Origin of the sequence: Nocardia sp. NPDC050630, assembly GCF_044457245.1 — a bacterium.
In the GTDB taxonomy this organism is placed as follows: Bacteria; Actinomycetota; Actinomycetes; order Mycobacteriales; family Mycobacteriaceae; genus Nocardia.
In genome coordinates, this window is the sequence record NZ_JBITGN010000001.1 from 1,719,785 (window position 1) to 1,741,296 (window position 21,512).

At 64.1% G+C, this 21,512-nt stretch carries 20 protein-coding genes; 11 read left to right on the forward strand and 9 right to left on the reverse strand.

The window, feature by feature from the left end; translation table 11 throughout:
• Positions 1 to 21 precede the first annotated feature (21 nt).
• Positions 22 to 597 carry an AAA family ATPase gene (locus tag ACIBG0_RS07315; protein ID WP_397030088.1) on the forward strand — a complete coding sequence of 192 codons (576 nt, stop codon included), beginning with the start codon at positions 22 to 24 and terminating at the stop codon, positions 595 to 597.
• A 70-nt stretch (positions 598 to 667) separates the two neighbouring features.
• Here ACIBG0_RS07315 and dapA read toward each other — a convergent pair whose 3' ends face one another.
• On the reverse strand, positions 668 to 1,561 hold the full coding sequence (dapA, locus tag ACIBG0_RS07320) for a 4-hydroxy-tetrahydrodipicolinate synthase (protein ID WP_397030090.1): 894 nt from the start codon (positions 1,559 to 1,561) through the stop codon (positions 668 to 670).
• Between the two features lie 72 nt (positions 1,562 to 1,633).
• Between dapA and ACIBG0_RS07325 the strand changes: the two genes are divergently transcribed.
• The gene (locus ACIBG0_RS07325) at positions 1,634 to 2,521 is read left to right on the forward strand and encodes a LysR family transcriptional regulator (protein ID WP_397030092.1); all 888 of its coding nucleotides are present in this window, start codon (positions 1,634 to 1,636) and stop codon (positions 2,519 to 2,521) included.
• A 51-nt stretch (positions 2,522 to 2,572) separates the two neighbouring features.
• On the opposite strand, the gene ACIBG0_RS07330 is transcribed toward ACIBG0_RS07325, so the two are convergent.
• The gene (locus ACIBG0_RS07330; protein WP_397030093.1) at positions 2,573 to 4,063 is read right to left on the reverse strand and encodes a carboxylesterase/lipase family protein; all 1,491 of its coding nucleotides are present in this window, start codon (positions 4,061 to 4,063) and stop codon (positions 2,573 to 2,575) included.
• Between the two features lie 81 nt (positions 4,064 to 4,144).
• Between ACIBG0_RS07330 and ACIBG0_RS07335 the strand changes: the two genes are divergently transcribed.
• Positions 4,145 to 4,318, forward strand: a complete 174-nt coding sequence (locus tag ACIBG0_RS07335) for a heme-binding protein (RefSeq protein WP_397030249.1) — start codon at positions 4,145 to 4,147, stop codon at positions 4,316 to 4,318.
• Positions 4,319 to 4,396: 78 nt separating this feature from the next.
• On the forward strand, positions 4,397 to 5,914 hold the full coding sequence (locus ACIBG0_RS07340; protein ID WP_397030095.1) for an FAD-dependent monooxygenase: 1,518 nt from the start codon (positions 4,397 to 4,399) through the stop codon (positions 5,912 to 5,914).
• 51 nt (positions 5,915 to 5,965) lie between these two features.
• On the opposite strand, the gene ACIBG0_RS07345 is transcribed toward ACIBG0_RS07340, so the two are convergent.
• From ACIBG0_RS07345 to ACIBG0_RS07375, 7 genes are all read right to left on the reverse strand, one after another.
• A complete protein-coding gene (locus ACIBG0_RS07345; RefSeq protein ID WP_397030097.1) occupies positions 5,966 to 6,376 on the reverse strand; it encodes a nitroreductase family deazaflavin-dependent oxidoreductase in 411 nt (136 codons plus the stop codon).
• A gap of 337 nt (positions 6,377 to 6,713) precedes the next feature.
• Positions 6,714 to 7,151, reverse strand: a complete 438-nt coding sequence (locus tag ACIBG0_RS07350) for a nuclear transport factor 2 family protein (protein ID WP_397030098.1) — start codon at positions 7,149 to 7,151, stop codon at positions 6,714 to 6,716.
• 89 nt (positions 7,152 to 7,240) lie between these two features.
• Positions 7,241 to 8,137, reverse strand: coding sequence for an N-acetylmuramic acid 6-phosphate etherase (murQ, locus tag ACIBG0_RS07355; protein ID WP_397030100.1), 897 nt, complete (start codon positions 8,135 to 8,137; stop codon positions 7,241 to 7,243).
• A 16-nt stretch (positions 8,138 to 8,153) separates the two neighbouring features.
• On the reverse strand, positions 8,154 to 9,017 hold the full coding sequence (locus ACIBG0_RS07360) for a MurR/RpiR family transcriptional regulator (protein WP_397030102.1): 864 nt from the start codon (positions 9,015 to 9,017) through the stop codon (positions 8,154 to 8,156).
• A 3-nt stretch (positions 9,018 to 9,020) separates the two neighbouring features.
• Complete coding sequence (locus tag ACIBG0_RS07365) at positions 9,021 to 10,145, reverse strand: anhydro-N-acetylmuramic acid kinase (protein ID WP_397030104.1); 1,125 nt, start codon at positions 10,143 to 10,145, stop codon at positions 9,021 to 9,023.
• A 36-nt stretch (positions 10,146 to 10,181) separates the two neighbouring features.
• Positions 10,182 to 11,711, reverse strand: a complete 1,530-nt coding sequence (locus ACIBG0_RS07370) for a sodium:solute symporter (RefSeq protein ID WP_397030106.1) — start codon at positions 11,709 to 11,711, stop codon at positions 10,182 to 10,184.
• Positions 11,712 to 11,774: 63 nt separating this feature from the next.
• The gene (locus tag ACIBG0_RS07375; protein WP_397030108.1) at positions 11,775 to 12,704 is read right to left on the reverse strand and encodes an N-acetylglucosamine kinase; all 930 of its coding nucleotides are present in this window, start codon (positions 12,702 to 12,704) and stop codon (positions 11,775 to 11,777) included.
• 196 nt (positions 12,705 to 12,900) lie between these two features.
• Here ACIBG0_RS07375 and ACIBG0_RS07380 point away from each other — a divergent pair, with 196 nt between their 5' ends.
• The 7 genes from ACIBG0_RS07380 to ACIBG0_RS07410 all read left to right on the forward strand — a co-directional run bounded on the left by ACIBG0_RS07380 (position 12,901) and on the right by ACIBG0_RS07410 (position 21,478).
• Complete coding sequence (locus ACIBG0_RS07380; protein ID WP_397030110.1) at positions 12,901 to 13,494, forward strand: hypothetical protein; 594 nt, start codon at positions 12,901 to 12,903, stop codon at positions 13,492 to 13,494.
• A 57-nt stretch (positions 13,495 to 13,551) separates the two neighbouring features.
• Positions 13,552 to 13,959 carry a TIGR03668 family PPOX class F420-dependent oxidoreductase gene (locus tag ACIBG0_RS07385; RefSeq protein WP_397030251.1) on the forward strand — a complete coding sequence of 136 codons (408 nt, stop codon included), beginning with the start codon at positions 13,552 to 13,554 and terminating at the stop codon, positions 13,957 to 13,959.
• An 87-nt stretch (positions 13,960 to 14,046) separates the two neighbouring features.
• Entirely contained in the window at positions 14,047 to 14,877 is an 831-nt protein-coding gene (locus ACIBG0_RS07390; protein ID WP_397030112.1) for a mycofactocin-coupled SDR family oxidoreductase, read from the forward strand.
• 25 nt (positions 14,878 to 14,902) lie between these two features.
• Positions 14,903 to 15,112 (forward strand): molybdopterin-binding protein, encoded by a 210-nt coding sequence (locus ACIBG0_RS07395; RefSeq protein ID WP_040690806.1) that lies wholly within the window; start codon positions 14,903 to 14,905, stop codon positions 15,110 to 15,112.
• A gap of 325 nt (positions 15,113 to 15,437) precedes the next feature.
• Positions 15,438 to 17,789 carry an arylsulfatase gene (locus ACIBG0_RS07400; protein WP_397030114.1) on the forward strand — a complete coding sequence of 784 codons (2,352 nt, stop codon included), beginning with the start codon at positions 15,438 to 15,440 and terminating at the stop codon, positions 17,787 to 17,789.
• Between the two features lie 1,420 nt (positions 17,790 to 19,209).
• Complete coding sequence (locus ACIBG0_RS07405) at positions 19,210 to 20,688, forward strand: multicopper oxidase family protein (protein ID WP_397030253.1); 1,479 nt, start codon at positions 19,210 to 19,212, stop codon at positions 20,686 to 20,688.
• A gap of 226 nt (positions 20,689 to 20,914) precedes the next feature.
• Positions 20,915 to 21,478 carry a toll/interleukin-1 receptor domain-containing protein gene (locus tag ACIBG0_RS07410; RefSeq protein WP_397030116.1) on the forward strand — a complete coding sequence of 188 codons (564 nt, stop codon included), beginning with the start codon at positions 20,915 to 20,917 and terminating at the stop codon, positions 21,476 to 21,478.
• Positions 21,479 to 21,512: the final 34 nt, after the last annotated feature.

A 21,512-nucleotide genomic window follows, 5' to 3' on the forward strand; every position in this document is an offset into this window, starting at 1 on the left:
GAGACCAGTGAGAATGTCAGGGTGACGCAACCAAAGGACAAACTCCTGGTGCTGGTCAATGGCCTACCGGGCTCGGGTAAGTCGACATTGGCGGCACCGCTCGCCCGCGAACTGGATGCGCAACTGCTGTCCAAGGACACAGTGAAAGAAGCCTTGGCGGAATGTATTTCGAGGCCCGAATCCGTACCCTCGCTCGGCGCGATCGCAATGGAGGCCGTCTGGGCGATGGCCACGGCGACACCGCAGTCGGTGGTGATCGATTCGTGGTGGTTCCAGCCGCGCGACCTCGAGTTCGCGAGAGCGGGAATTCGGCGCGTCAGCGCCGATCGCGCGATCGAGATCTGGTGTGACGCTGCTGTCGAGACGGCGCGGGCCAGATATGCGCGACGGCAGCGCGCCGCGGTGCACAACGACGGGCTCCGGCTTGCGCGCGATTGGGACACCTGGGCCATCCATGGGCGACCATTGGCATTGACCCCGGTGATCCATGTCGACACCACGAAGCCAACAAATACTGCCCGCCTCTGCGACGAGATCCGAACGGCCGCGGCTCGAGTTCATTCGGTCGAGTTAGCGCACCCACGCACTCAGCGGTAGGGAGGAACTCGTCTGAACGCGCTGTCCGCGTGGGATTGTGAATCAGACTTCGGCGCTGGGGAATTGGGGATCAAGCGGGGATAGTGGCGTTGAGGTGGGTTAGCGCTTCGAGAGCAGCGGTGGTTGCTTCGGTGGTGGCGGGAAGGAGGGGCAGGCGGACGGCGCGGGTGGGGATGCGGCCTTGCGCGGCCAGGGCGGATTTGATGACTACGGGGTTGGGTTCGGCGAACAGAGCCGCCGACAGCGGTGTGAGGCGGCGGGTGAGGGCGCGGGCTTCATCGATGGGACCATTGCGCCAGAGGTGGATCAGGGTGGCGAAGGCGGAGGTGGCCAAGTGGGCGGTGGCGAGGATGGCGCCGTGGGCACCGAGGGCCAGGAGCGCGGGGGCGTACAGGTCGTCACCGGCAAGGACGGTGATGTCGGGTGGGAGGGTGGCCATGAAAGTGGTTGTGGTCTCGTCGATGCCGCCGACAGCGTGTTTGAAGCCGATGATATTCGGGATACCGGCGAGCTCGTGGAGCGTGTCGAGGCCGAGGGTGCGGCCGGTGCGATATGGGATGTTGTAGACGATCAGGGGGACCGGGCTGGTAGCGGCCAGGTGACGGAAGTGGGCGACTACCCCGGCTTCGGAGGGGCGGGTGTAGTAGGGGACGACGGTGAGGGCGCCGGTGATGGTGGGGCCGAGGGCAGCGAGCGCTCGAGCCGAATCCGCGGTGGAGTTGGTGCCCGCACCGGCGATCAAGACAGCGTTGCGTTCTCGGCAGACGGTGCCGCAGATGTCGAGGACGCGACGACGTTCGTCCGGGGTGAGGGTGGCGGTTTCGGCAGTAGTGCCGAGGGCGACGATGCCGGTTGCGCCGTCGTCGAGGACCTCGTTGGCCAGGCCCGCCAGTGCGTCGGCGGCGAGTTCGTCATTAGCGGTGAACGGTGTGATCAGGGGGACGAAGAGACCGGTGAGCGTCATGGTTTCAAGACTGGCTTGCGACGATACTTCAGGTCCAGTTCACTTTTCTTCCGTTGAGCATAAGCTGAGCTGATGCTCGACGTTCGAAAACTACGCCTCCTGCGCGAACTGGCCCATCGCAAGACAATCGCGGCAGTCGCGGAGGCGATGAGCTACACACCGTCGGCCGTGTCACAGCAATTGACCGCACTGGAGCGCGAAGCAGGAGTACCTCTGCTCGAACGAACCGGGCGACGCGTCACTCTCACCCCTGCCGCACTCACCCTGGTCGACCACGCGGAGACAATCCTCGCGGCTCTCGAGCAGGCCACCGCCGACCTGGCTGCCTCGCGCGCAACACTTACCGGAACACTGCGCATCGGCGCTTTCCCGACGGCCGTCGCCACGATCCTCGCCCCCGCCTTGGTCGCACTGAGCCACGACCATCCGCGCTTGGAATTGCTTGTGACAGAACTGGATCCAGCTACCGTCCCGGACGCACTTCGTGCCGAAGCCCTGGACGTGGCGCTGGTCCAGGAGTACGACTACGTACCCGCCGAACCTGATCCCGCTCTGGACACCGAGCCGCTCCTGGAGGAGACCATCTACCTGGCCGCCCCGACCGCCACACCGCTCGAAGACCACCACGACACCTCCTGGATCCTCGGCACTCCCGGCACGCTTTGCCACACCATGACGATCCGGGTCTGCCAGGCAGCCGGATTCACTCCTCGAGTCCGTCATCATGTGGACGATTTCAGCACCGTCCTCGCCTTGGTCGCCGCAGGTCAGGGCGTTGCCCTGGTCCCCGAACTCGGCGCACTCGCTCCACCGCCGAACATACTGCTCACAGCCCTGCCGACCCGACGCAAAACCCTGTTGGCCTACCGTCGCGGTACCGGTCGACACCCGGCCGTGGCCGCGGCTCGGGCCGCCCTATGCGCCTCTGCCACAACGATTTCCAGCACCTTCGGCAAGTAACGCGTGCGAGCAATTCCACCCGCTCTCGATCGGTTCGCTCCACGCCCCGTATCAGGCTACCGACTTCCGCAACGCCGCCAATTCGTCCCCGCGCGGATCACTCACCACACCCGACTGCGGACTGTCGAATACCTGCACCAGCCGCGAATCCTCCTCGAAACGCGCCCACCCCGGATCACCGGACGCGGCGAAAGCCACCCACGCCGAATGGATTTCATCGGCGAGCGGCTGCGGCGGATTGGGACCGGTCAGGGTGTGCGCCCCGGCGAGTGCGTCGAAGACGAACGGCACCTCCAGAACGTGACAGGCACCGAGTCCCTCGATACCGGACGACCACGCGAACTCATAGGCGAAGCTCGGCGCACCCGCGGCGGCAATGGACTGAGCGATCCGCAGGGTATCCGAGCGGAAGGCCCGATCGGTAATGATCGCGGCGAACACATCCGCCGCTGACGCACCAGGACGATTGGCACCGTAGATGTCCCCGAGCCCGGGATCGAGTCCATAGCGGGTAAGCACGAAAGGCAGGGTCTGCGCGGTGATCCCGGCGGCGATCCCCGTCGGCACCGTAAAGAACCGGAACTCCTCGGCGGTGCATCCGGCGATGAGCGGGACGGCACGATCAGGTTGCGCGGCAAGAACATTGACGGGTTTCCCTTCGACCACCTCGCCATCGATCACCGGAAGCAGACTCATGATCCCCATCCCGTTGGCAATGATCGAGGACCCCCACCGCGCCGGATCCGGATCACTCATCAGCGCCAACGCGAGCCCATCCTGCGCCGCGCGTAACTCATCGGGACCGAGCTCGCCGAAATCCGCCGCGGTGGGGCTGATTCCGATACTCGTGGCCAATTCTCCGGCGAGTTTGCGGGCATCTTCGACGGCCACTGCGGCGGATCCATTGCCGCTCTGCATGATTGCCTGACGGAACAACCCACGCGACAGCGGCGAAGCCATCAGCGTCGCCACGCTCATTCCGCCCGCCGACTCCCCGAATACCGTGACCCGGTTCGGGTCCCCGCCGAAGGCCGCGATGTTCTCCTGCACCCACTGCAGCGCGAACAGTTGATCGTGTAGCCCTCGGTTCAGCGGTGCGTCCGGCACCGCCGCGAAGCCGGATATCCCGAGCCGGTAGTTGATCGAGACCAGCACGACCCCGTCGCGCGCGAACGCCGAACCGTCATAGATCGCCCTGGCATTGGATCCACGAGTGAATGCGCCACCGTGAATCCACACCATGACCGGCAGTCCGGCACCGCCTGGATCCGGGGTCCACACATTGACATTCAGATATTCCTCACCCGGTATCCCGTCACTACCGATCAGCGCATGGATCGGTGGAGGATATGGGGTCTGCACGCAGGTCGCGCCGTGGGTGAGCGCATCACGGACCCCCTGCCAGTCCGGCACGCGCGTCGGCAGCCGGAAGCGCGCGGGCCCGACCGGCGCCGCCGCATACGGCACGCCGAGAAATGCGCTGATCCCGGCGGTCGTCCAGCCGCGGATCTTGCCACCGGTGACGGAAACAATCGGTTCCATGAGACTCCTTCGCTCGATTCGATTCTCTACGCAGCACCCCGCGTCGGACCACGGTTTCGAGCACCTCGCAGAACTTCCGGAATCTCTTCGGCATCGGACTCGGCCTCGCCGGCGCACGTTCGCTGGTCCGCCTACGGTGGAGGTGTGCTCATTCGCTCAGGCGATACCGTCATCGGCGCATTGGGCGTCCCTGGTGCCGCGTTGTCGCAGACCGACCACGAGATCGCCGTGGCCGCCATCGATCAGTTCGACTGAGGCGGGTTCCGGCGCGATGCAAGGCGCATGCAAGGCGATGTAAGCCAGCCGCAACCGCCCATCGGCAGAGTCGAGTTCATGAACGAGACATTCGATGTGGTCGTCGCCGGTGCCGGACCGGTCGGACTGATGCTGGCCTGCGAACTTCGCCTCGGTGGCGCCGAGGTGCTGGTGGTCGAGCGGCTGGCCGAACCCGATATGACCATCAAGGCCGCTGCGATCAATGTGCCCACTGCGCAGGCGTTCTACCGCCGGGGCATGCTGCCCGACCTGCTCGAACAGCAGAATGCGACGGTGCAGCGCATCCGCGCGGCGGGCATGTTCCCGAATGCCGCCACCCAGCGTCTGCCGATCGCTGGTCATTTCGCGGGCATCATGCTTCGCGCAGACGAAATCGACTTCGACGACCCGGTTTTCGCCGAACTCGGCCCGGGCGCCGAGGCGGTGCTGGTCGCCCAGCAGGCCATCGAGGCGATCCTGGCTCGGCGTGCCGACGAACTCGGGATCGAGATCCGGCGCGGTGTCGAGTTGACCGAATTCGACGATGACGGAACCGGTGTCACCGTCCGCCTCGCCGACGGCACCGTCCGCGCGAACTGGTTGGTCGGCTGCGACGGCGGCCGCAGCACGGTCCGCAAGCTGGCCGGATTCGATTTCCCGGGTCTGGCCCCGGAGATCACCGGCCATCAGGCGGTCGTCGAAATGACCGGTGCGGAGGGCTTACGTCCGGGGTGGAACACCACCCACACCGGGATCTACACCAGCGGTCCGACACCGGGCCGGATCCTGACCGTCGAACTCGACGGCCCGCCCGCCGACCGGACAACCCCGGTCACCGCGGCCGAATTGCAGGCCAGCCTACGCGCGGTGTCGGGTGTGCCGGTCGAGATCACCGCTGTGCATTCGGCAACGCGATTCACCGATAACACCCGCCAGGTCACCGACTATCGCAGGGGCCGGGTCTTGCTCGCCGGCGATGCGGCCCACGTGCATTCGCCGTTCGGTGGGCAGGGACTCAATCTCGGCATCGGCGATGCGGTCAACCTCGGCTGGAAATTGGCCGCGGTGGTGCGCGGCGATGCGAGCGAAGCCCTGCTCGACACCTACACCGCCGAACGTCATCCCGTCGGCGCGTGGGTGCTGGAGTGGACCCGCGCACAAGTGGCGCTCATGCGACTCGATCAGCGCAGCAAGGCATTACGCAAAGTGATGACCGATCTGTTGGCTACCCGCGACGGCAGCACCGCGATCTTCAAGAGGATCTCCGGTGTACTGCACCGCTACGACCTCGGCGGTGGCCACGAGCTGATCGGCGCGGTCGCACCGGATATCGAGCTGTCCGATGGCAGTCGGGTCGGTGCGCACTTCGCCGATGGTCGGGCGTTTCTGTTGGATCTGGCCGATTCCGCGCAGCTGCGGGCGATCGCCGCACCGTGGTCGGAGCGGGTGCGCGTGGTGACCGCGAAACCCGTTGCACCACGCGAGCTTTCCGCAATGCTGATTCGACCGGACGGTTGCGTTGCCTGGGCAGCGGATTCCGGCGATCGCGATGGACTTGCCGAAGCGCTGTGCCGCTGGTTCGGCGACAAATCCTGATCGGCTGGTGCCAGCCCGGCGATCAGGGACCGGGCTGGCACTATCGGAGCATCAGGCCTCTTGGCGATACACCGCGACGACCGGAATCACCCGAGACGTCTTCGCTTGGTACTCGCCGAAACCCGGCATGATCTCGACCATCCGCGCATACAGCTCATCACGTTCCGCGCCGGTCACCACCTCGGCCTTCGCCGTATAGCTCGCAGTACCGAGTTCCACGGTGAATTCCGGATTCGCGCGCAGGTTGTGGTACCAGGCGGGATGCTTGTCGGCACCGCCGTTCGAGGCGATCAGCACGATTCGTTCGCCGTCGGGGAGATAGACCAGCGGGCTGGTGACCTGGCGGCCGGATTTGGCGCCCGTCGTCGTGATCAGCACCATCGGCGCACCCTCGAACATGCCGCCGACCTTGCCCGCGTTGGCGCGGAACTCATTGATCACCTGCGCGTTGAAGTCGTTCACTGCACTCCCATCGATTGTTTTCCGCACCAACCCCCACAGCGGTCCGGAAATTCCGGCCCGCGCCTTGCCGGACCAGCGGACGCGGAATCAGTACCTCCATTATTCGAACTACTCGGCAGACCGGCTGATCGCCTGGTTATACTTCCCGGCTATAGCTCAGGCGGCAAGCTCTACTTCGGAAAGGTTGTGGATGGCTCCCAGCGTTCTTCCCTGTGCTTGTGGTCCGGACTGCCGGTGCGGTTGCCAGGATGGCGGCAAATGCTCCTGCGGCGATAAATGCCAATGCCACCACGAATGATCGATCGAGGCTCCCGAATTCGGGAGCCTCGATTCGTATTCAGGCACTGCCGGGTGCGACGAACATGAAGCTCTTCTCCTCGACACGCTGCTTGATTCGCCACCGACCATCGATACGGGCGAAGGTGTCGTGATACCAGAGCCCGCACAGCATCAGACTCTGTTGACCTTCGCCGGTCGAGACCAGCATGGGGTTGTGACACATGGTGCGCCCGGTTGCGCTGTCGCCGTGGACACTGATGGACGAATTGCTGATCAGATGTTGGAACGCAAGGAAGTTCGGCATGACGGTGGACAGGAACTTCTTGGTGGATTCCAGATCACCGGCAGGGCCGCCCATCGCCGAGTAATCGATATGCGCATCCTCGGTGAAGATCTCGTCGAGCAGATCCCATTGATGGGTGTCGACCGCATGTGAGTATCGGACCATGAGGTCCTCGATCTCCAGACGGTCGGAAATCTCCTGCAGGGACAGCATGGTGCCTCCGAATTGCCGACACATCGTTCCGGCGGTGTCGCGGAACTGTGGGTCAGGGTAGCCGGTTGGCCGTGCGGCGAACGGGATATTCAGTGCTGGACCGCGTCGCGCACGCGACCGTCCGCGTCGCACAGCAGTGCGCGGGCCGCCGACACGTCGACTCCGGCCAGGCGCATAACGATGGCCGTTTTGACCTGACCGTCGGCTGCGTCCAGTAGTGCTGCGGCTGTCGCCGAGTCGGTTCCGGTCGCCTCGGCGACGATACGGCGGGCGCGGTCCACGAGTTTGGCATTGGTGGGCTGCACATCCACCATCAGGTTCCGGTAGACCTTGCCCGACCGAACCATGGCTGCGGTGGAGAGCATATTGCACACCATCTTCTGCGCTGTGCCCGCCTTCAACCGGGTGGAGCCGGTCAAAACCTCAGGGCCCGTGTCGAGTTCGATGCCGACGTCGGCGCAGTTGCTGGCTTGCGCATTGCGGTTGCAGGAGATCGCGACCGTCGCGGCACCGATCGAGCGGCCGTATCGCAGCGCACCGATGACGTAGGGGGTTCGACCGCTCGCCGCCAGCCCCACAACGACATCGTCGCTGGTGAGTGCGATGGCGGACAGGTCGGCGGCGGCCAGCACCGGATCGTCCTCTGCACCTTCGACGGCCCGCAGCAGGGCCTGCGGTCCACCCGCGATTATGCCGAGGACCTCGCCGGGAGCGGTGCCGAAGGTCGGTGGGCATTCGGCGGCGTCCAGTACGCCGAGGCGACCGCTGGTGCCCGCGCCGAGGTAGATCAGCCGACCGCCCCGCCGCCGCGCCGCGACAATGAGCTCGACCGCCTGTGCGATCTGCGGGATCGCCTGCGCGACAACCGAAGCCACACCGGCATCCTCGGCGTTCATGGTGCGCAGCAGCTCATCGATCGGCATCGAATCCAACGTGGTGGTGCGTGGATTCGACGCTTCGGTTGTCAGCGAACCGATTTCGGTCACCGCGACACCGGGTAGTTCATTCGGCCTCCTTGTTGCGACGATCGGCTACCGCCTCGTAGGTGCGCCGCAGCGCCCTGGCCGCCGACGGTGTGCGTTGCAGGACACCGACATACAGCGCATCCACGATGAGGAGCTGACTCATCCGACTCGCCATTGCCGCGGAACGGAATCCGTCCTCACGTCCGGCTACCAGCACCGTGTGCGCGGCGGCATTCGCGAGTCCGGACCCCGCCCCGGCCGTCACAGCAACCGTCGTCACGCCCGCGTCGACGGCCCGGCGCACGGCTTCGACGATCGCGGCGGTTTCGCCCGAATGCGAGAACGCGACCGTTACATCACCGGTCTCCAGCAGGCTGGCCTGCACAAGTGCGTCGTCCTCGGATGTGCATGCTGCGCACCACATTCCGATGCGCGTCAGCTTCTGCGCCATATCCATCGCGACAAGTCCGGACGCGCCGATGCCGACCAGATGCACCCGCCGCGCGCCCACCAGTGCGTCGACGACGGCTTCCATGGTCGCCGGATCGGCGAGTTCGGCGGTCGCCATCATGCCCTCGGTTTCGAAGGCGGTCAGTTTGTGCAGCACCTTCGATAACGCGTCGTCGGCATCGATATCGGTGGCGAATACCGGCGTGCCCTCATCGCCGCCGACCGCGGCCATGGCAAGTCGCAGCTGCGGATAGCCTTCGTAGCCGAGGGTTTTCGCCAACCGGACCACCGCGGAGGTGCTGGTCGCCGACTGCTCGGCGAGTTGGCTCACCGTCAGCTGTGCGGCGGCGGCCGGGTCGAGCCGGATCACCTGGGCGACGCGCAGTGCGGTCGGGGTGAGTCGTGGCAGCGCCGCCAGCAGGCGAGTGCGTACGTCGTCGGAATCGGGCATTATTCACCCCGCCAGCGTGAGTCGTAGGGGCACGGTTGTTGGCGCACTGGGCAGCGTGAATCCGGCCGCACCCGGGGTGATGGAACCGAGCACCGCCGCGCGACCCGCTCCGGTACAGGCGCGATGGTTACCCGCGAGACCGTGAGCGGTGAGGAAGCCGAGCACGGCGAATGCGGTGGCCTCCTTCGCCGCCGACGGTATGCCGAGTTCATCGGATGTGCGCACTTTCGTGGGCCCCAGATAGGCGCCGAGCATTGCCATCAGCGTGGGATTGCGTATGCCGCCGCCCGACGCGATGATCTCGGTCGGGCGCAGTGGTGCGAGGGCGTCGGCGATGGTACGGGCTGTCAGCGCGGTCACAGTGGCGACAATATCGTCGGCGGATGCCGCATGGCCGTCCAACACGCGCTCCAGGTAGGCGCGGTTGAACAGCTCCTTCCCGGTGGTCTTGGGGGCCGGTGCGCGGTAGTAGGGTTCCGCGAGAAGGGTTTCCAGCAGACCGGTATCGATATCGCCGCGGGCGGCGCGTTCCCCGGCACGGTCTAGATGCTCGACGCCGCCGGTGCACAATTCGACCGCCGCATCGATCAATGCGTTGCCGGGTCCGGTGTCGAAGGCGACCGGTTTGTCGCCGGTGACCGTGACATTCGCGATCCCGCCGATATTCAGCGCGGTCGCGCGTTCGGAATGTCCCGCCAGCCACAGCAGGTCGAACAGCCCGACCAGCGGGGCGCCCTGTCCGCCCGCCGCGATATCGCGCGCACGAAAGTCGCTGACGACCGACAACCCGGTGCGTTCGGCGATCCATGCGGGCTGACCCAGCTGCAGCGTGCCTCGCACCACACCGTCGCTCACCCAGTGGTAGACGGTCTGCCCATGAGAGGCAACGAGATCGGCTGTGCCGCCGAAGAACTCGTACATTGCCGCGATTGCCGCATCGGCGAAGCTCTGGCCGATCGCGGTATCCAGACGGCACACGGTCGCCATCTCTATGGCACCGGGCGGCAAGGCGGCGATGAGTTCCGAGCGCAGTTCGTCGGGGATATGGTCGGCTGAGATGTCCGACGAGTCGCACCTGAATCGTCGTATCCCGCAATACGATATCCGCCCCGACGGCATCGATACCATCGTGCGAGGTTCCCGACATCAGCCCGATGACACGCACTACGCCACCGCCGCAACATGCTCCGGCTCATCGGCAGCGGACGCCGGATGGAACAGGCTCGCGAAACCACCGACGACCAATGTCACGAGCACGCCGATCGGCACCAACCACTGTGCCGCGATACCCTTTTCGACCACCTTCCCGGCGACGGTCACATCGACCTTGACCACCCGCACCACGAATGTCATCACGATCACCGTGGCAATGAAGGCGAGGATCGCGTCGAACTGGTTGGCGCGCGCGACCAGCCGTCCGAGCAGGAACGCACCCAGCAGCGCACCGTAGGTGTAGCCCGCGATGGTGAGCGCTGTCAGATACACATTGCCCGTCGTCGCACTGAAACCCATGGCGAACAGCGCCATCAGCGCCGCCCACACCAGTGTCATCACGCGCGCCAACCGCAGCAGCGTGTCATCGGCGAGTGTGCGCCGGGAGAAGCTACGAATGATATCGGCGACCGTCGAATTGGCCATGGAATTCAACGCCGAGGACAGCGAACCCATTGCCGCGCCGAGGATTCCGGCGACCAACAGTCCGGAGACCACCACTGGCAGCCCGTGCAGAATGAAGTTGGGATACAGGCTGTCCGAACTGGCCAATCCGAGTTCCTTGGCCGTCTTGCCGCCGTTATAGGGCCACAGCAGCACGCCGACCAGGGAGAAGGCGGCGAACTGGATGGCAACGAAGATGCCCGAACCGATCATCGCCTTCTGACTGTCGCGCAGCGACCGCGTCGCCAGAATGCGCTGCACGATCAGCTGATCCGAGCCATGCGAGGCCATGGCGAAAATCGCGCCACCGAGGATCGCGGTCGGCAACGCAAAAGTGCTGGTGAGAATGTGCGCCAGACCGAAATCGGTATCGAAGACACGGAATTTGCCCGCATGCAACGCATCCGACCAGCCGGAAGCACCGACATGGCCGGTGAGCACGCAGATCGCGATGAGCGCACCGGTGAGGTAAAGGCCCATCTGCAATGCGTCGGTCCAGATCACCGCCTTGATGCCGCCGAGGTAGGTATACACGACGGTCAGCAGCGTCAGTGCCACAATGATCGCGTCGTAGCCGAAGTCGAGTCCGAATTCGTTGAGCAGTAATTTGATCGGAATGGCGGAGGCGAACAGCCGCACGCCCTCGGCGAGCAGCCGGGTGAATACGAAGGTTACCGAGGCCACGCCCTGCAGATACCGACCGAAACGCAGCTCGAGGTATTGATAGGCGCTGACGAAACCGCCGCGCTTGTAGAGCGGGATCAGCACGATCGCCACGGCCGTGCGCCCGATGACGTACCCGATGGCCAATTCCACATTTCCGAAGGCTTGATCGGTGTACGCGCCTCCCGGAATCGAAATGACGGTGAGCACACTCGTTTCGGTGGCCACCACCGAGAAACACACCGTCCACCACGGCATACGGCCCTCACCGACGAAATAGTCGCTGCTGGACTTCTGTTTTCCGGACAGCCGCAGGCCGATCCACGCAACGGTGACCAGATAGACGACGATGACGGCGAGATTGAGGGCGTTCAACGCAGCTCCCCGGTGACGCGATGGACTGAGTGCAACTAAGTGTCAGGTGTGTCACAGGTGCTGTCAATAAGTGTCAGAGAGTCGAGTGACCAGCGCTTCGAGCACAGTGGTGGCATCGACGGCGAGCAGGGCTGCGCCGTCGATCGGATCGCCGAGCGGATCGCGGCGGTCGATCGCGTGCGCGATCTGGCGGCCGAGCGGTTCCAGGAGTGGCGCGCCGAGTTTGGTGAGACCGCCCGTGATCGCATAGGGGACCGGTGGCCGAATTCCGGATCGTTCGATCGCGGCAAGGACGGTGCGAGCGAGTGAGCCTGCGGCGGCCGCCATGATCGCGACCGCGGTATCGTCGACAGCGGCCGCTACGAAGGGTGCGAACTCGGCGGCGACCAGAGCCGGATTATCTTGTTCGCCAAGGTATTTCGGCAGCGCGTCCAGTTCGATGCCGTAGTGTTCGCGAACCTTCTCGACCAGGGTGGTGCGCGGCCCGCGGCCGTCATGGGCACGTAGCGCGGCGCGTAGACCTTCGAGGCCGATCCAGCCGCCACTGCCCTCATCGCCTAGTTGCGGCCCCCAGCCGTCGACTCGGGTGAACCGGCCCGCCTCGTCGACGGCGGTAGCGACGGCTCCGGTTCCGATGGCGAGCACGACTCCCGGGGACCCGCCCAATGCCCCGGCGTGTGCGGTGACGGCGTCGGAAGTAACAGCGACCGCTGCCGCGCCGGGGATTTGCGCCAGCCGTCGAGCAAGTGCCGTCGCCGCGTCCGGTGCCGATGCGGCACCCGCTGCGCCGACCGATAGCATGAATGTTGTTGGCAGCGAAGCGATCTGATCTGTTACCGCGTAGATCGCACGCTCCGCCGCAATGACACCCGTCGCATGTGCCAGCCCGGGCGCACCCGGTGCTTGCGCATAGCCGACCTGGCTTCCGTCGACGCGCAATGAACCGCGACAGCCGGTCTTGCCGAGATCGATCGCGAGGACATGGCTGGTCATGGGCACATCTTTACCGTCCGTGGACTGGAGTCGCTTCGCATCGTACGGCCGGACAGTGTGCGGACCACCATGGCGATGCGATGAGCGGGCTCGAGTTGATCTCGTCGGATTTCCAGCAAACTATTGGCACACCGTCGTATGCTCCGTCAAGAATTCGGTTTGCACCTGCTGCGATGACGTCCAGGAGGTCATGCGCGTGGAAGACAACCGATACCTAGCCGAAGCCGACGACGAGACAGTGCGCGAAATGCGCCGCAGAATCGCGCTGGCGCCGCCAGCGCTCGGCCTGATGCTGCCCGTTGTCTGGAAGGGCTCCAACGGTAACGCTGCCGAGCCGTTGACAGTCGAATTTCCGACCATCGCAGACCGGTCTCCGGGTCCGGGCACCACGATTCACGGCTTGGCCGACCTGAACTGGCAACCTGCTCCCGGCGCACCGCCCCACAGCTTCGAAACCGCCGACGTGCTCGGCTCACATCGCGGCCCCGGTTTCTACGCCAGTTATGCCCGCTGGTACCCCGGTTGGATGAGCGCACCGCACGCCTACACCTTCGACCGCCATGCCGTAATGCTCTCGGGCGTATGGACCGTCGGCGCGGGCCCCACCATCGACCTCACCACCACCGCGCCCATGTACCCCGGCGAATTCGCCACGCGCACAGCGGGTACACCGCACTACGACGGCACTTTGAGCGACAGCCCGGAGCCCGCGGTGTTCATCCTGTTCGGAATCGGCCCTGCCATACCGATTCCCGTGGATCCCGCGCGGCCACTGTTCGTCCGCATCTAATCACCGATCGGGTGAGAATGGGTCTGTTGCCGATCGTAAGGCGGAGGAGCGGTGCGACTGAACGCGAAAGCAGCGCGGGAACGGTTCACAGCAGAACCGGTGGCCCGACTCGCCACCGTATCCACGGACCTGCACCCACACATCGTGCCGATCGTATTCGCGGTCATCGACGACATCATCTACAGCGCCGTCGATGCGAAGCCGAAGACGACAACAGCGTTGCGCCGCTTGGCTAATATCGCAGCGAACCCCACCGTCGCCGTGCTCGCCGACCACTACAGCGACGACTGGACGCACCTGTGGTGGACCAGAGCCGACGGCACCGCACGAATCGCCGACGCCCCCGAAGCGCAGCGGGCGCTGAAGCTTCTGACCGCGCGCTATCCCATCTACCGCACCCAGCCGCCCCCCGGACCGGTGCTCGCCATCGACGTCACCCGCTGGTCGGGCTGGTCCGCGACCTGACCCGTGGTGTGGATCGCGCTGCTATTTCGAATGCGCATGTGCCACGGATCATGAAAGCATGGGATCACCGGTCGAAAGGGGACGTGCATGGGGCAGCTGGCGGGCAGGGTTGCGGTAATCACTGGCGGCGCTCGCGGTCAAGGACGTTCGCACGCGGTGACTTTGGCGGCCGAAGGTGCCGACATCGTGGTGTGTGATATCAGCGAACCGATCGGTAGCGTGCCTTATCCGTTGAGCTCCGAAGACGATCTCGCCCAGACCGTCAAGCTCGTCGAGGAGACCGGGCGGCGCTGCGTCGCGGTACAGGCCGATGTTCGCAGCCGCGCGGCGATGGACGAGCTCGCCGACTTGGCCATCGCCGAATTCGGTCGGATCGACATTCTGCTCGCCAACGCGGGCATCGCCTCGGGCGCGGCCATCGCCGAGATGGACGAGCAGATGTGGCAGGACATGATCGATGTCAACCTCACCGGCGTCTTCCACAGTTTCCGCGCCGTGGTGCCACATATGATCGAGCGCCGATGGGGCAGAATTGTTGCCACCTCGTCCATCGTCGGCCGCATGGGGGCTGCGAACTCCGGCCACTACGCCGCGGCGAAATGGGGCGTCATCGGATTGGTCAAATCGCTTGCCCACGAAGTAATTCCGCACGGCATCACCGTCAATGCGGTACTTCCGGCCGGTGTGCGCACCGATATGATCATGAATCCGGCAATGTATTCGGCGATGGTGCCCGATATCGAGAATCCCACGCTAGAGGATGTGGAGGCGATGTTCGCCAGCGGTCCGCCGAATGGTGATCTGATTGTGCCGCAAGAGGTTTCCCAAGCGATCCTGCTCCTCGTTGGTGAATCCGGGCGCCATTTCAACGGCGAAGCGATCACCATTTCCGGCGGCATGAGCGCGGGCACCACCTGAGGCTGAAACCCGTAGGATCACAGCCATGCGACTATCCACACGTAACCAACTCGATGGAACAGTCGTCTCGGTCACCCGCGGCGAAGCGATGGCCGTGGTCCGTGTCCGGCTGGCCGGCGGCGACGAAATCACCTCCTCCATCACCCGCGACGCGGCCGACGACCTCGAACTCAGCGACGGCTCCCGAGTCACCGTCCTCATCAAATCAACCGAAGTCGCCCTCGGCGTCGACTGAAACTCCCGCCTGGCGCGACCAGCTGCCCCGCATTGCGCCCTGCGGGACTGAGCGCAACTGCTGACACGGCGCCGTCCGACGCCGTACTCTCTGAGTACGGAAGGCGTTGATCAGCAAATATTCGGACATCATGTCCGCGAGGTGCGTGACCACCACACGTCGAATCGAATATCCGTACCCCTCTCCGCCATCACCGGAGCTGGGCGTGCCTGTCCCGACATCACAGCCGCACCGATCGGTGTTCGCGTTGTACCCCGCATGAGGTCCGGAGCCCGGGCAGCAGGACGAATGGCAAACGAACAGCTCTAGTTATCGGAGGTGGATGATGGCCAGGAAGTTCGAAGGGAAGGTCGCGCTCGATATCCGTGATTCGGTCCCCGATTGGGGGCCTTATGCGGAGCCGACCGCACCACGGGACGCGCCGAATGTGCTGTATCTGGTGTGGGACGACATCGGAATCGGCACCTGGGACTGTTACGGCGGTCTGGTCGAGATGCCGAATATGAAGCGCGTCGCCGATAGCGGTGTGCAGTTCACGCAGTTCCATACCACCGCCTTGTGTTCACCCACGCGTGCCTCCTTGATGACCGGCCGGAATGCGACTTCGGTCGGTATGGCGACCATCGAGGAGTTCACCGACGGGTTCCCGAGTATGTGTGGTCGCATACCGGCCGAAACCGCGCTGTGCTCGGAGGTTCTCGCCGAGCGCGGGTGGAATACCTACGCGGTCGGCAAATGGCATATGACTCCACTGGAAGAGGAGAATCTGGCCGCGTCGAAGCGGCATTGGCCGCTGGGTCGCGGGTTCGAACGGTTCTACGGTTTCCTGGGCGGCGAGGCCGACCAGTGGTATCCGAATTTGGTCTACGACAATCACCCGATCCCACAGCCGTACCCGCCGGAAGACGGATATCACCTGTCGAAGGATCTGGCAGACAAGGCGATCGAGTTCATCCGCGACTCGAAGGTGGTCGCCCCAGACAAGCCGTGGTTCACCTACTTGTGCCCGGGGGCCGGGCACGCGCCGCACCATGTGCCACGGGAATGGGCCGACAAGTACCGCGGCCGGTTCGACATGGGTTATGAGAAGTATCGCGAGATCGTGCTCGAAAACCAGAAGCGCATGGGTCTGGTGCCGGAGAACACCGAGCTGTCGCCGATGAACCCGTATGCGAATGCCACCAGTGCCGACGGCAAGCCGTGGCCGATGCTGGACACGGTGCGAGCGTGGGATTCGTTATCGGAGGACGAGAAGCGGCTGTTCCGCCGGCAGGCGGAGGTGTTCGCCGGATTCCTGTCCTACACCGACGCGCAGATCGGCCGGCTGCTGGACTATCTCGAAGAAAGCGGCCAACTGGACAACACCATCATCGTCGCCTTCTCGGACAACGGTGCCAGCGGCGAGGGCGGTCCGAACGGCACCGCCAACGAGATGAAGTTCTTCAACGGCTACATCGACACGGTCGAGGACAGTCTGACCAAACTCGACGAGCTGGGTTCGCCGACCACCTACAGCCACTACAGCATCGGGTGGGCGATGGCGTTCAACACCCCGTACAAGCTGTACAAGCGATACGCCTCGCACGAAGGCGGCATCGCCGACCCATGCCTGATGTCGTGGCCGGCCGGGGTGGCGGCCCGCGGCGAGTTGCGCCACCAGTACCTCAACGTCTGCGACGTCACACCGACCGTCTACGACCTGCTCGGCATCACACCACCGGACACGGTGAAGAACGTGCCACAGCGTCCTTTGGAAGGCGTCAGTTTCCGAGCGCTGTTCGATGACGCGAACGCGGACGTCGGCAAGCACACGCAGTTCTATTCGATGCTCGGCACGCGCGGGATCTGGCACGACGGATGGTTCGCCGACGCCATTCACGCGGCATGCCCGTCCGGTTGGGGGCATTTCGACCAGGACCGCTGGGAACTGTTCCATATCGAGCAAGACCGCAGCCAGATGCACGACCTGGCCGAGGTTCATCCCGAGAAGTTGGAGGAGCTGAAGGCGCTGTGGTTCTCGGAGGCCGAGAAATACCACGGCTTCCCGCTCAACGATCTCGACGTCGTCTCGATGATGACCCGCTCGCGCCCGACGTATGGCGCCAAGCGCGACAATGCTGTCTACTATCCGGACGTCGCGGAGGTGGGACCCGGTGCGGCGCTGGAGATTCAGGGGCGGTCGTTCGCGCTGCTCGCAGAGGCGACGATCGACAGTGCCGATGCCCAGGGGGTGCTGTTCGCCCACGGCGGCCGGCTCGGTGGACACACCCTGTACGTCAAGGACGGCCGCCTTTGTTACACCTACAACTTCCTCGGCGAGGAAGAGCAGACCATCGTCTCCGATCGAACCGTCCCCCTGGGCGACCACATCCTCGGGATCCGGTACGAACGCCGCGGTACCCGCCCCGACAACTTCACACCCACCGGCGAGGCCATCCTCTACATCGATGAGGACCCGGTCGGCTCACTCGATGACATGCGGACCCAGCCCATCGTCTTCTCCGGCGTCGGCGAAGGAATCCGTGTCGGCCGTGACAGCGGTCAGTCCGTATCCGCGAGGTACCGCTCACCGTTCCCGTTCACGGGCGGAACAATGCACCAGGTCATCGAGGACGTGAGTGGCAAGCCGTACCAGGACCTGGAAATGGCTGCGGCCGCTGCGTTTTCGCGTGATTGAGGCGGGCGATCCGTGGCTACCGCAACCCCGTGTGGGAACGGACCGTCGATTACTTCCGCGTCCAGCATCCGACGCCGACCTGCTGTGTCCCACACAACCCACGCGGGGACACCCCCGAACCAACAGCGCCACAACGATTCCACGCCGCATCATCTAGGGCGGATCGTATCTGTGCGCGGCCTACTACTGCTTTCGGTACCGGCCCGCTGCCCGACAAGGTCGGACCAACGACACCGCTACCTGCCATCTCCGCTTCCGGTGCGTCGCCCATGACGCACCGGAAGGGGGAAATGCCGTCTAGACGGCTAGCCCATTCGGCGTGCCTGGAACCTCAGATGCACCAGACGACACTACCGAGAGGGAAACACAACACGACCGATCCGGTCGTCGGAGTGGCATAGGACGACGGTGAGTCGGCCGAAGCCGCAGGAGCTGCGAGGACTAACAAGGGCAAGGCCATAACAGTGGCGGCAACGGTTTTGACTGTCTTATTGGACATTTTTCATCCTTCAACTAAAGGCTTGAATCGAGAATGATTCTCAACATCTCCGTAGTCGCCCTCTTGGGCCGATGCGCTCCTGTCTGGTGCGCCGAATTCGGTGATGTAGACCCCGACGAGCTCTATGACGTCCGCGAACTGGCCACGCTGCCGAGTTGCCGGAATCAGGCTCTGAATGCGTCACGTGCCGAATCGGAATGCTGACACGCGGTTGGTTGCTTGGTGAAGTTCACAGGATTTGCCCCGGATGGGGCAGATCCTCCGGCGAGGCCGACAGTTGATGCATCGACCGGACCGAACAGGGACGCCGTCTGGTACACGGTAAGGCGTCAAGTAGAGCTTACCGCTGGCTACCACCCGAACCGGCGGAAACCGGGGAACAATTCGAAGACAACTCTCCGATTTAAGATGAGGCCTTGAAGGCGAAGCCTCCTCGGTCGCCGACGTCGGAGCTCTGTTCAGCGGCTCGATCGCCACACAGACCCCGTGCTGCCGATGGACCGCGTTCGCACTCATCGGTGACTGTGGTGGCAGCTGGGCACTACTGTGTTCTGGCCGTGATCTTCGCTCAGTTCCTTTTCGGCTCATACGCCCAGGCGGTAAGTCACCTGCACACCGTGGGGTCGACTGGCCAGCGCGCCTACTGCTCGTCGCGTTCGACGAACTGAGCGGTTCCAGACAGCACAGCAGTCAGCACCCGAAGCTACTTCGTCGCTGGTCGCCGCTCAACTAGCATCGACCCGCCAGCAACCGGGATGAATCGGCATGTGAGGTCGGACTATCAACAGCCCGACGGTCAGCACCGCGACGGTTTATCAGACTCTGCCGCACGGATGCCGGTGCGGCGGACTTTCGATATTGTCGTTCCAGTCCGGATCAACGCTGTTCGATTCGATCTGTCGCGGAAGGCGAAGGAAGTGAATCAGCGTGCGTATAGATCGACGTGATTTCCTCCGCTGGAGCGGTATGGCCCTGCTGACGAGTACCGGTATGGCCGCCACAGGATGCGCGCATAACCCTTCCGACACGCCCCCGAGCGGTAAGCCCGATTACGCCGTGCGCATCGGTCGGGGTGAGATAGAAATCGCACCAGGCCGGGTCGTGTCGACCGTTACCTACAACGGTCAATTCCCGGGCCCACTCCTGAGATTCACCGAGGGGAAACGGACCTGGGTCGATATCCACAATGACACCGATATCCCCGAACAGTTGCATTGGCACGGTCAAAACATCGGTGTGGAAGTGGACGGATCGGCCGAGGAAGGTACTCCGTTCATTCCGGCCCGTGGCATGCGGCGAATCTCATTCGTTCCGGGGCCGTCCGGATTCCGCTTCTACCACACCCATCTGAACCCCGGTGCGAATGTGACCGGTGGCCAGTACAGCGGTCAAGTAGGCCCGGTCTACATCGAACCGGCGAACAATCCCGGAGCCTACGACCACGAAATGTTCCTGACCCTCAAGGAATTCGAGCCCAACCTGAGCCAGGAAGGCGATATGCCCGAAGACTTCCTGGCCGGAGAACCGGTGCCCGAACTGAGAGACAAGGGTGAGGCGGCAATGGCCGCATCTCTGGCACGCGGCGAGCCCCACGGCTACGAGGTAGGCTACGACGCCTTTACCATCAACGGCCGCATCCTCGGCCACGGTGATCCGATCCGGGTCAAGACCGGCGATCGAGTGCTGCTGCATGTGCTGAACGGCAGCGCCACCGAAACACGCAGCCTCGCCCTGCCCGGTCACACCTTCACTGTCGTCGCCCTCGACGGCAACCCGGTCCGCAGACCCACCACGGTGCCCGTACTGTGGCTGGGCACCGCCGAGCGGATTTCGGCGATCGTGGAGATGACGGACCCCGGTGTGTGGGTGCTGGGAGATCTGGCCGACGAGGACCGGGAAGCGGGGATGGGCATCGTCGTCGAATACGCCGACCGCACCGGTGAACCGCTATGGCTCCCGCCCCAGCCGTTCCAATGGGACTATCGGATATTCACCACTCCCGATCAAGTGCCACCGGCCGCCGATGACGTCATCGAAATGCTCATCGAAAAACGCAACGCCGCCCAAGACGGATTCAACCTGTGGACCATCAACGGCGCCCCCTTCGATATGGAGAACAAGCGTCCGATCGTCGACATCACGCACGGCAAGCGGTATCGGTTGCGTTTCTACAACGCCACCGACGACATCCACCCCATGCACCTGCATCGCCATAGCTTCGAAATCACCCACATCGCGGGCACACCCACCGCCGGAGTACACAAGGACGTGGCGATGCTCGGCGGCTACCAACGGATGGACGTCGACTTCCGCGCCGACCAACCCGGCCGCTCACTGCTGCACTGCCATGCTCAACTCCACATGGATTTCGGATTCATGGCACTGCTCAACACCGTATGAACCCGCGAGCCGGTTCCACAGCAGCGCCCGGCAGGCGATCCCCAGGTCGACGATGCGGATTTCCGAAGTTGTCGGTAGCCGCAACAGCGTTTGCGTAGTGTTTGCGCGAGTTATCGAGTAGGTGGTACTCGCGTGCGTCGGTTTGTTCGAGCGCAGGATTTTCGTATGACGCTTGCGATATTCGATGTGGGCTTCCACCAGGATCGACGCACGGTGTGATAGCCCGATGTCCAGGGTCTTTCTGAGTCATTCCAGCCTTGACGATCGCGAAGCGATCGCAGTCAAGGCATGGTTGATCGCAGCCGATCCAGGCCTGACCGGTGAGATCTTTCTCGATCTGGACCGGCAGACCGGGATTCCGGCGGGTGTGCGGTGGAAAGACGCGCTGCGCCGCGCGAGCGATCGGTGCGAAGCGGTCATCTGTCTGGTCTCCGATAATTGGGACACATCGCACGAATGCAAGGTCGAATACCGCCACGCCGAGGACTTGAACAAACCGATCTTCGCGGTTCGCTTGCAGCCGTTGACCGGTCGCGACATCACCAGCGAATGGCAGCGCTGCAACCTGTTCGGGGACGGTCCGAAAACAGAGATCGCGGTGAACGATGAATCACCGCCGGTGCGATTCCTGACCGAAGGTCTACTGCGACTCCGGGACGGCTTGCGCGCGGCCGGGATCGGAGCGGATACCTTTGCCTGGCCGCTGCCGGACGAACCGGACCGCACACCTGCTAGCGGACACGTGATAATCCGGCTGGGCGGACATTTGGCTCCGGGCTGGCGGACATGATTTCTCCGGATCGGCGGACATCTGGATCTCTGGG

What these genes read in the sequence shown, in the direction of transcription:
- dapA (WP_397030090.1), bottom strand. Translation starts at nt 1,561, where the DNA reads ATGACGCTCACCGGTCTCTTCGTCCCCCTGATCACACCGTTCACCGCT.
- ACIBG0_RS07325 (WP_397030092.1), top strand. Translation starts at nt 1,634, where the DNA reads ATGCTCGACGTTCGAAAACTACGCCTCCTGCGCGAACTGGCCCATCGC.
- ACIBG0_RS07330 (WP_397030093.1), bottom strand. Translation starts at nt 4,063, where the DNA reads ATGGAACCGATTGTTTCCGTCACCGGTGGCAAGATCCGCGGCTGGACG.
- ACIBG0_RS07340 (WP_397030095.1), top strand. Translation starts at nt 4,397, where the DNA reads ATGAACGAGACATTCGATGTGGTCGTCGCCGGTGCCGGACCGGTCGGA.
- ACIBG0_RS07350 (WP_397030098.1), bottom strand. Translation starts at nt 7,151, where the DNA reads ATGCTGTCCCTGCAGGAGATTTCCGACCGTCTGGAGATCGAGGACCTC.
- ACIBG0_RS07360 (WP_397030102.1), bottom strand. Translation starts at nt 9,017, where the DNA reads ATGCCCGATTCCGACGACGTACGCACTCGCCTGCTGGCGGCGCTGCCA.
- ACIBG0_RS07365 (WP_397030104.1), bottom strand. Translation starts at nt 10,145, where the DNA reads ATGGTATCGATGCCGTCGGGGCGGATATCGTATTGCGGGATACGACGA.
- ACIBG0_RS07375 (WP_397030108.1), bottom strand. Translation starts at nt 12,704, where the DNA reads ATGACCAGCCATGTCCTCGCGATCGATCTCGGCAAGACCGGCTGTCGC.
- ACIBG0_RS07390 (WP_397030112.1), top strand. Translation starts at nt 14,047, where the DNA reads ATGGGGCAGCTGGCGGGCAGGGTTGCGGTAATCACTGGCGGCGCTCGC.
- ACIBG0_RS07395 (WP_040690806.1), top strand. Translation starts at nt 14,903, where the DNA reads ATGCGACTATCCACACGTAACCAACTCGATGGAACAGTCGTCTCGGTC.
- ACIBG0_RS07400 (WP_397030114.1), top strand. Translation starts at nt 15,438, where the DNA reads ATGGCCAGGAAGTTCGAAGGGAAGGTCGCGCTCGATATCCGTGATTCG.
- ACIBG0_RS07410 (WP_397030116.1), top strand. Translation starts at nt 20,915, where the DNA reads ATGTCCAGGGTCTTTCTGAGTCATTCCAGCCTTGACGATCGCGAAGCG.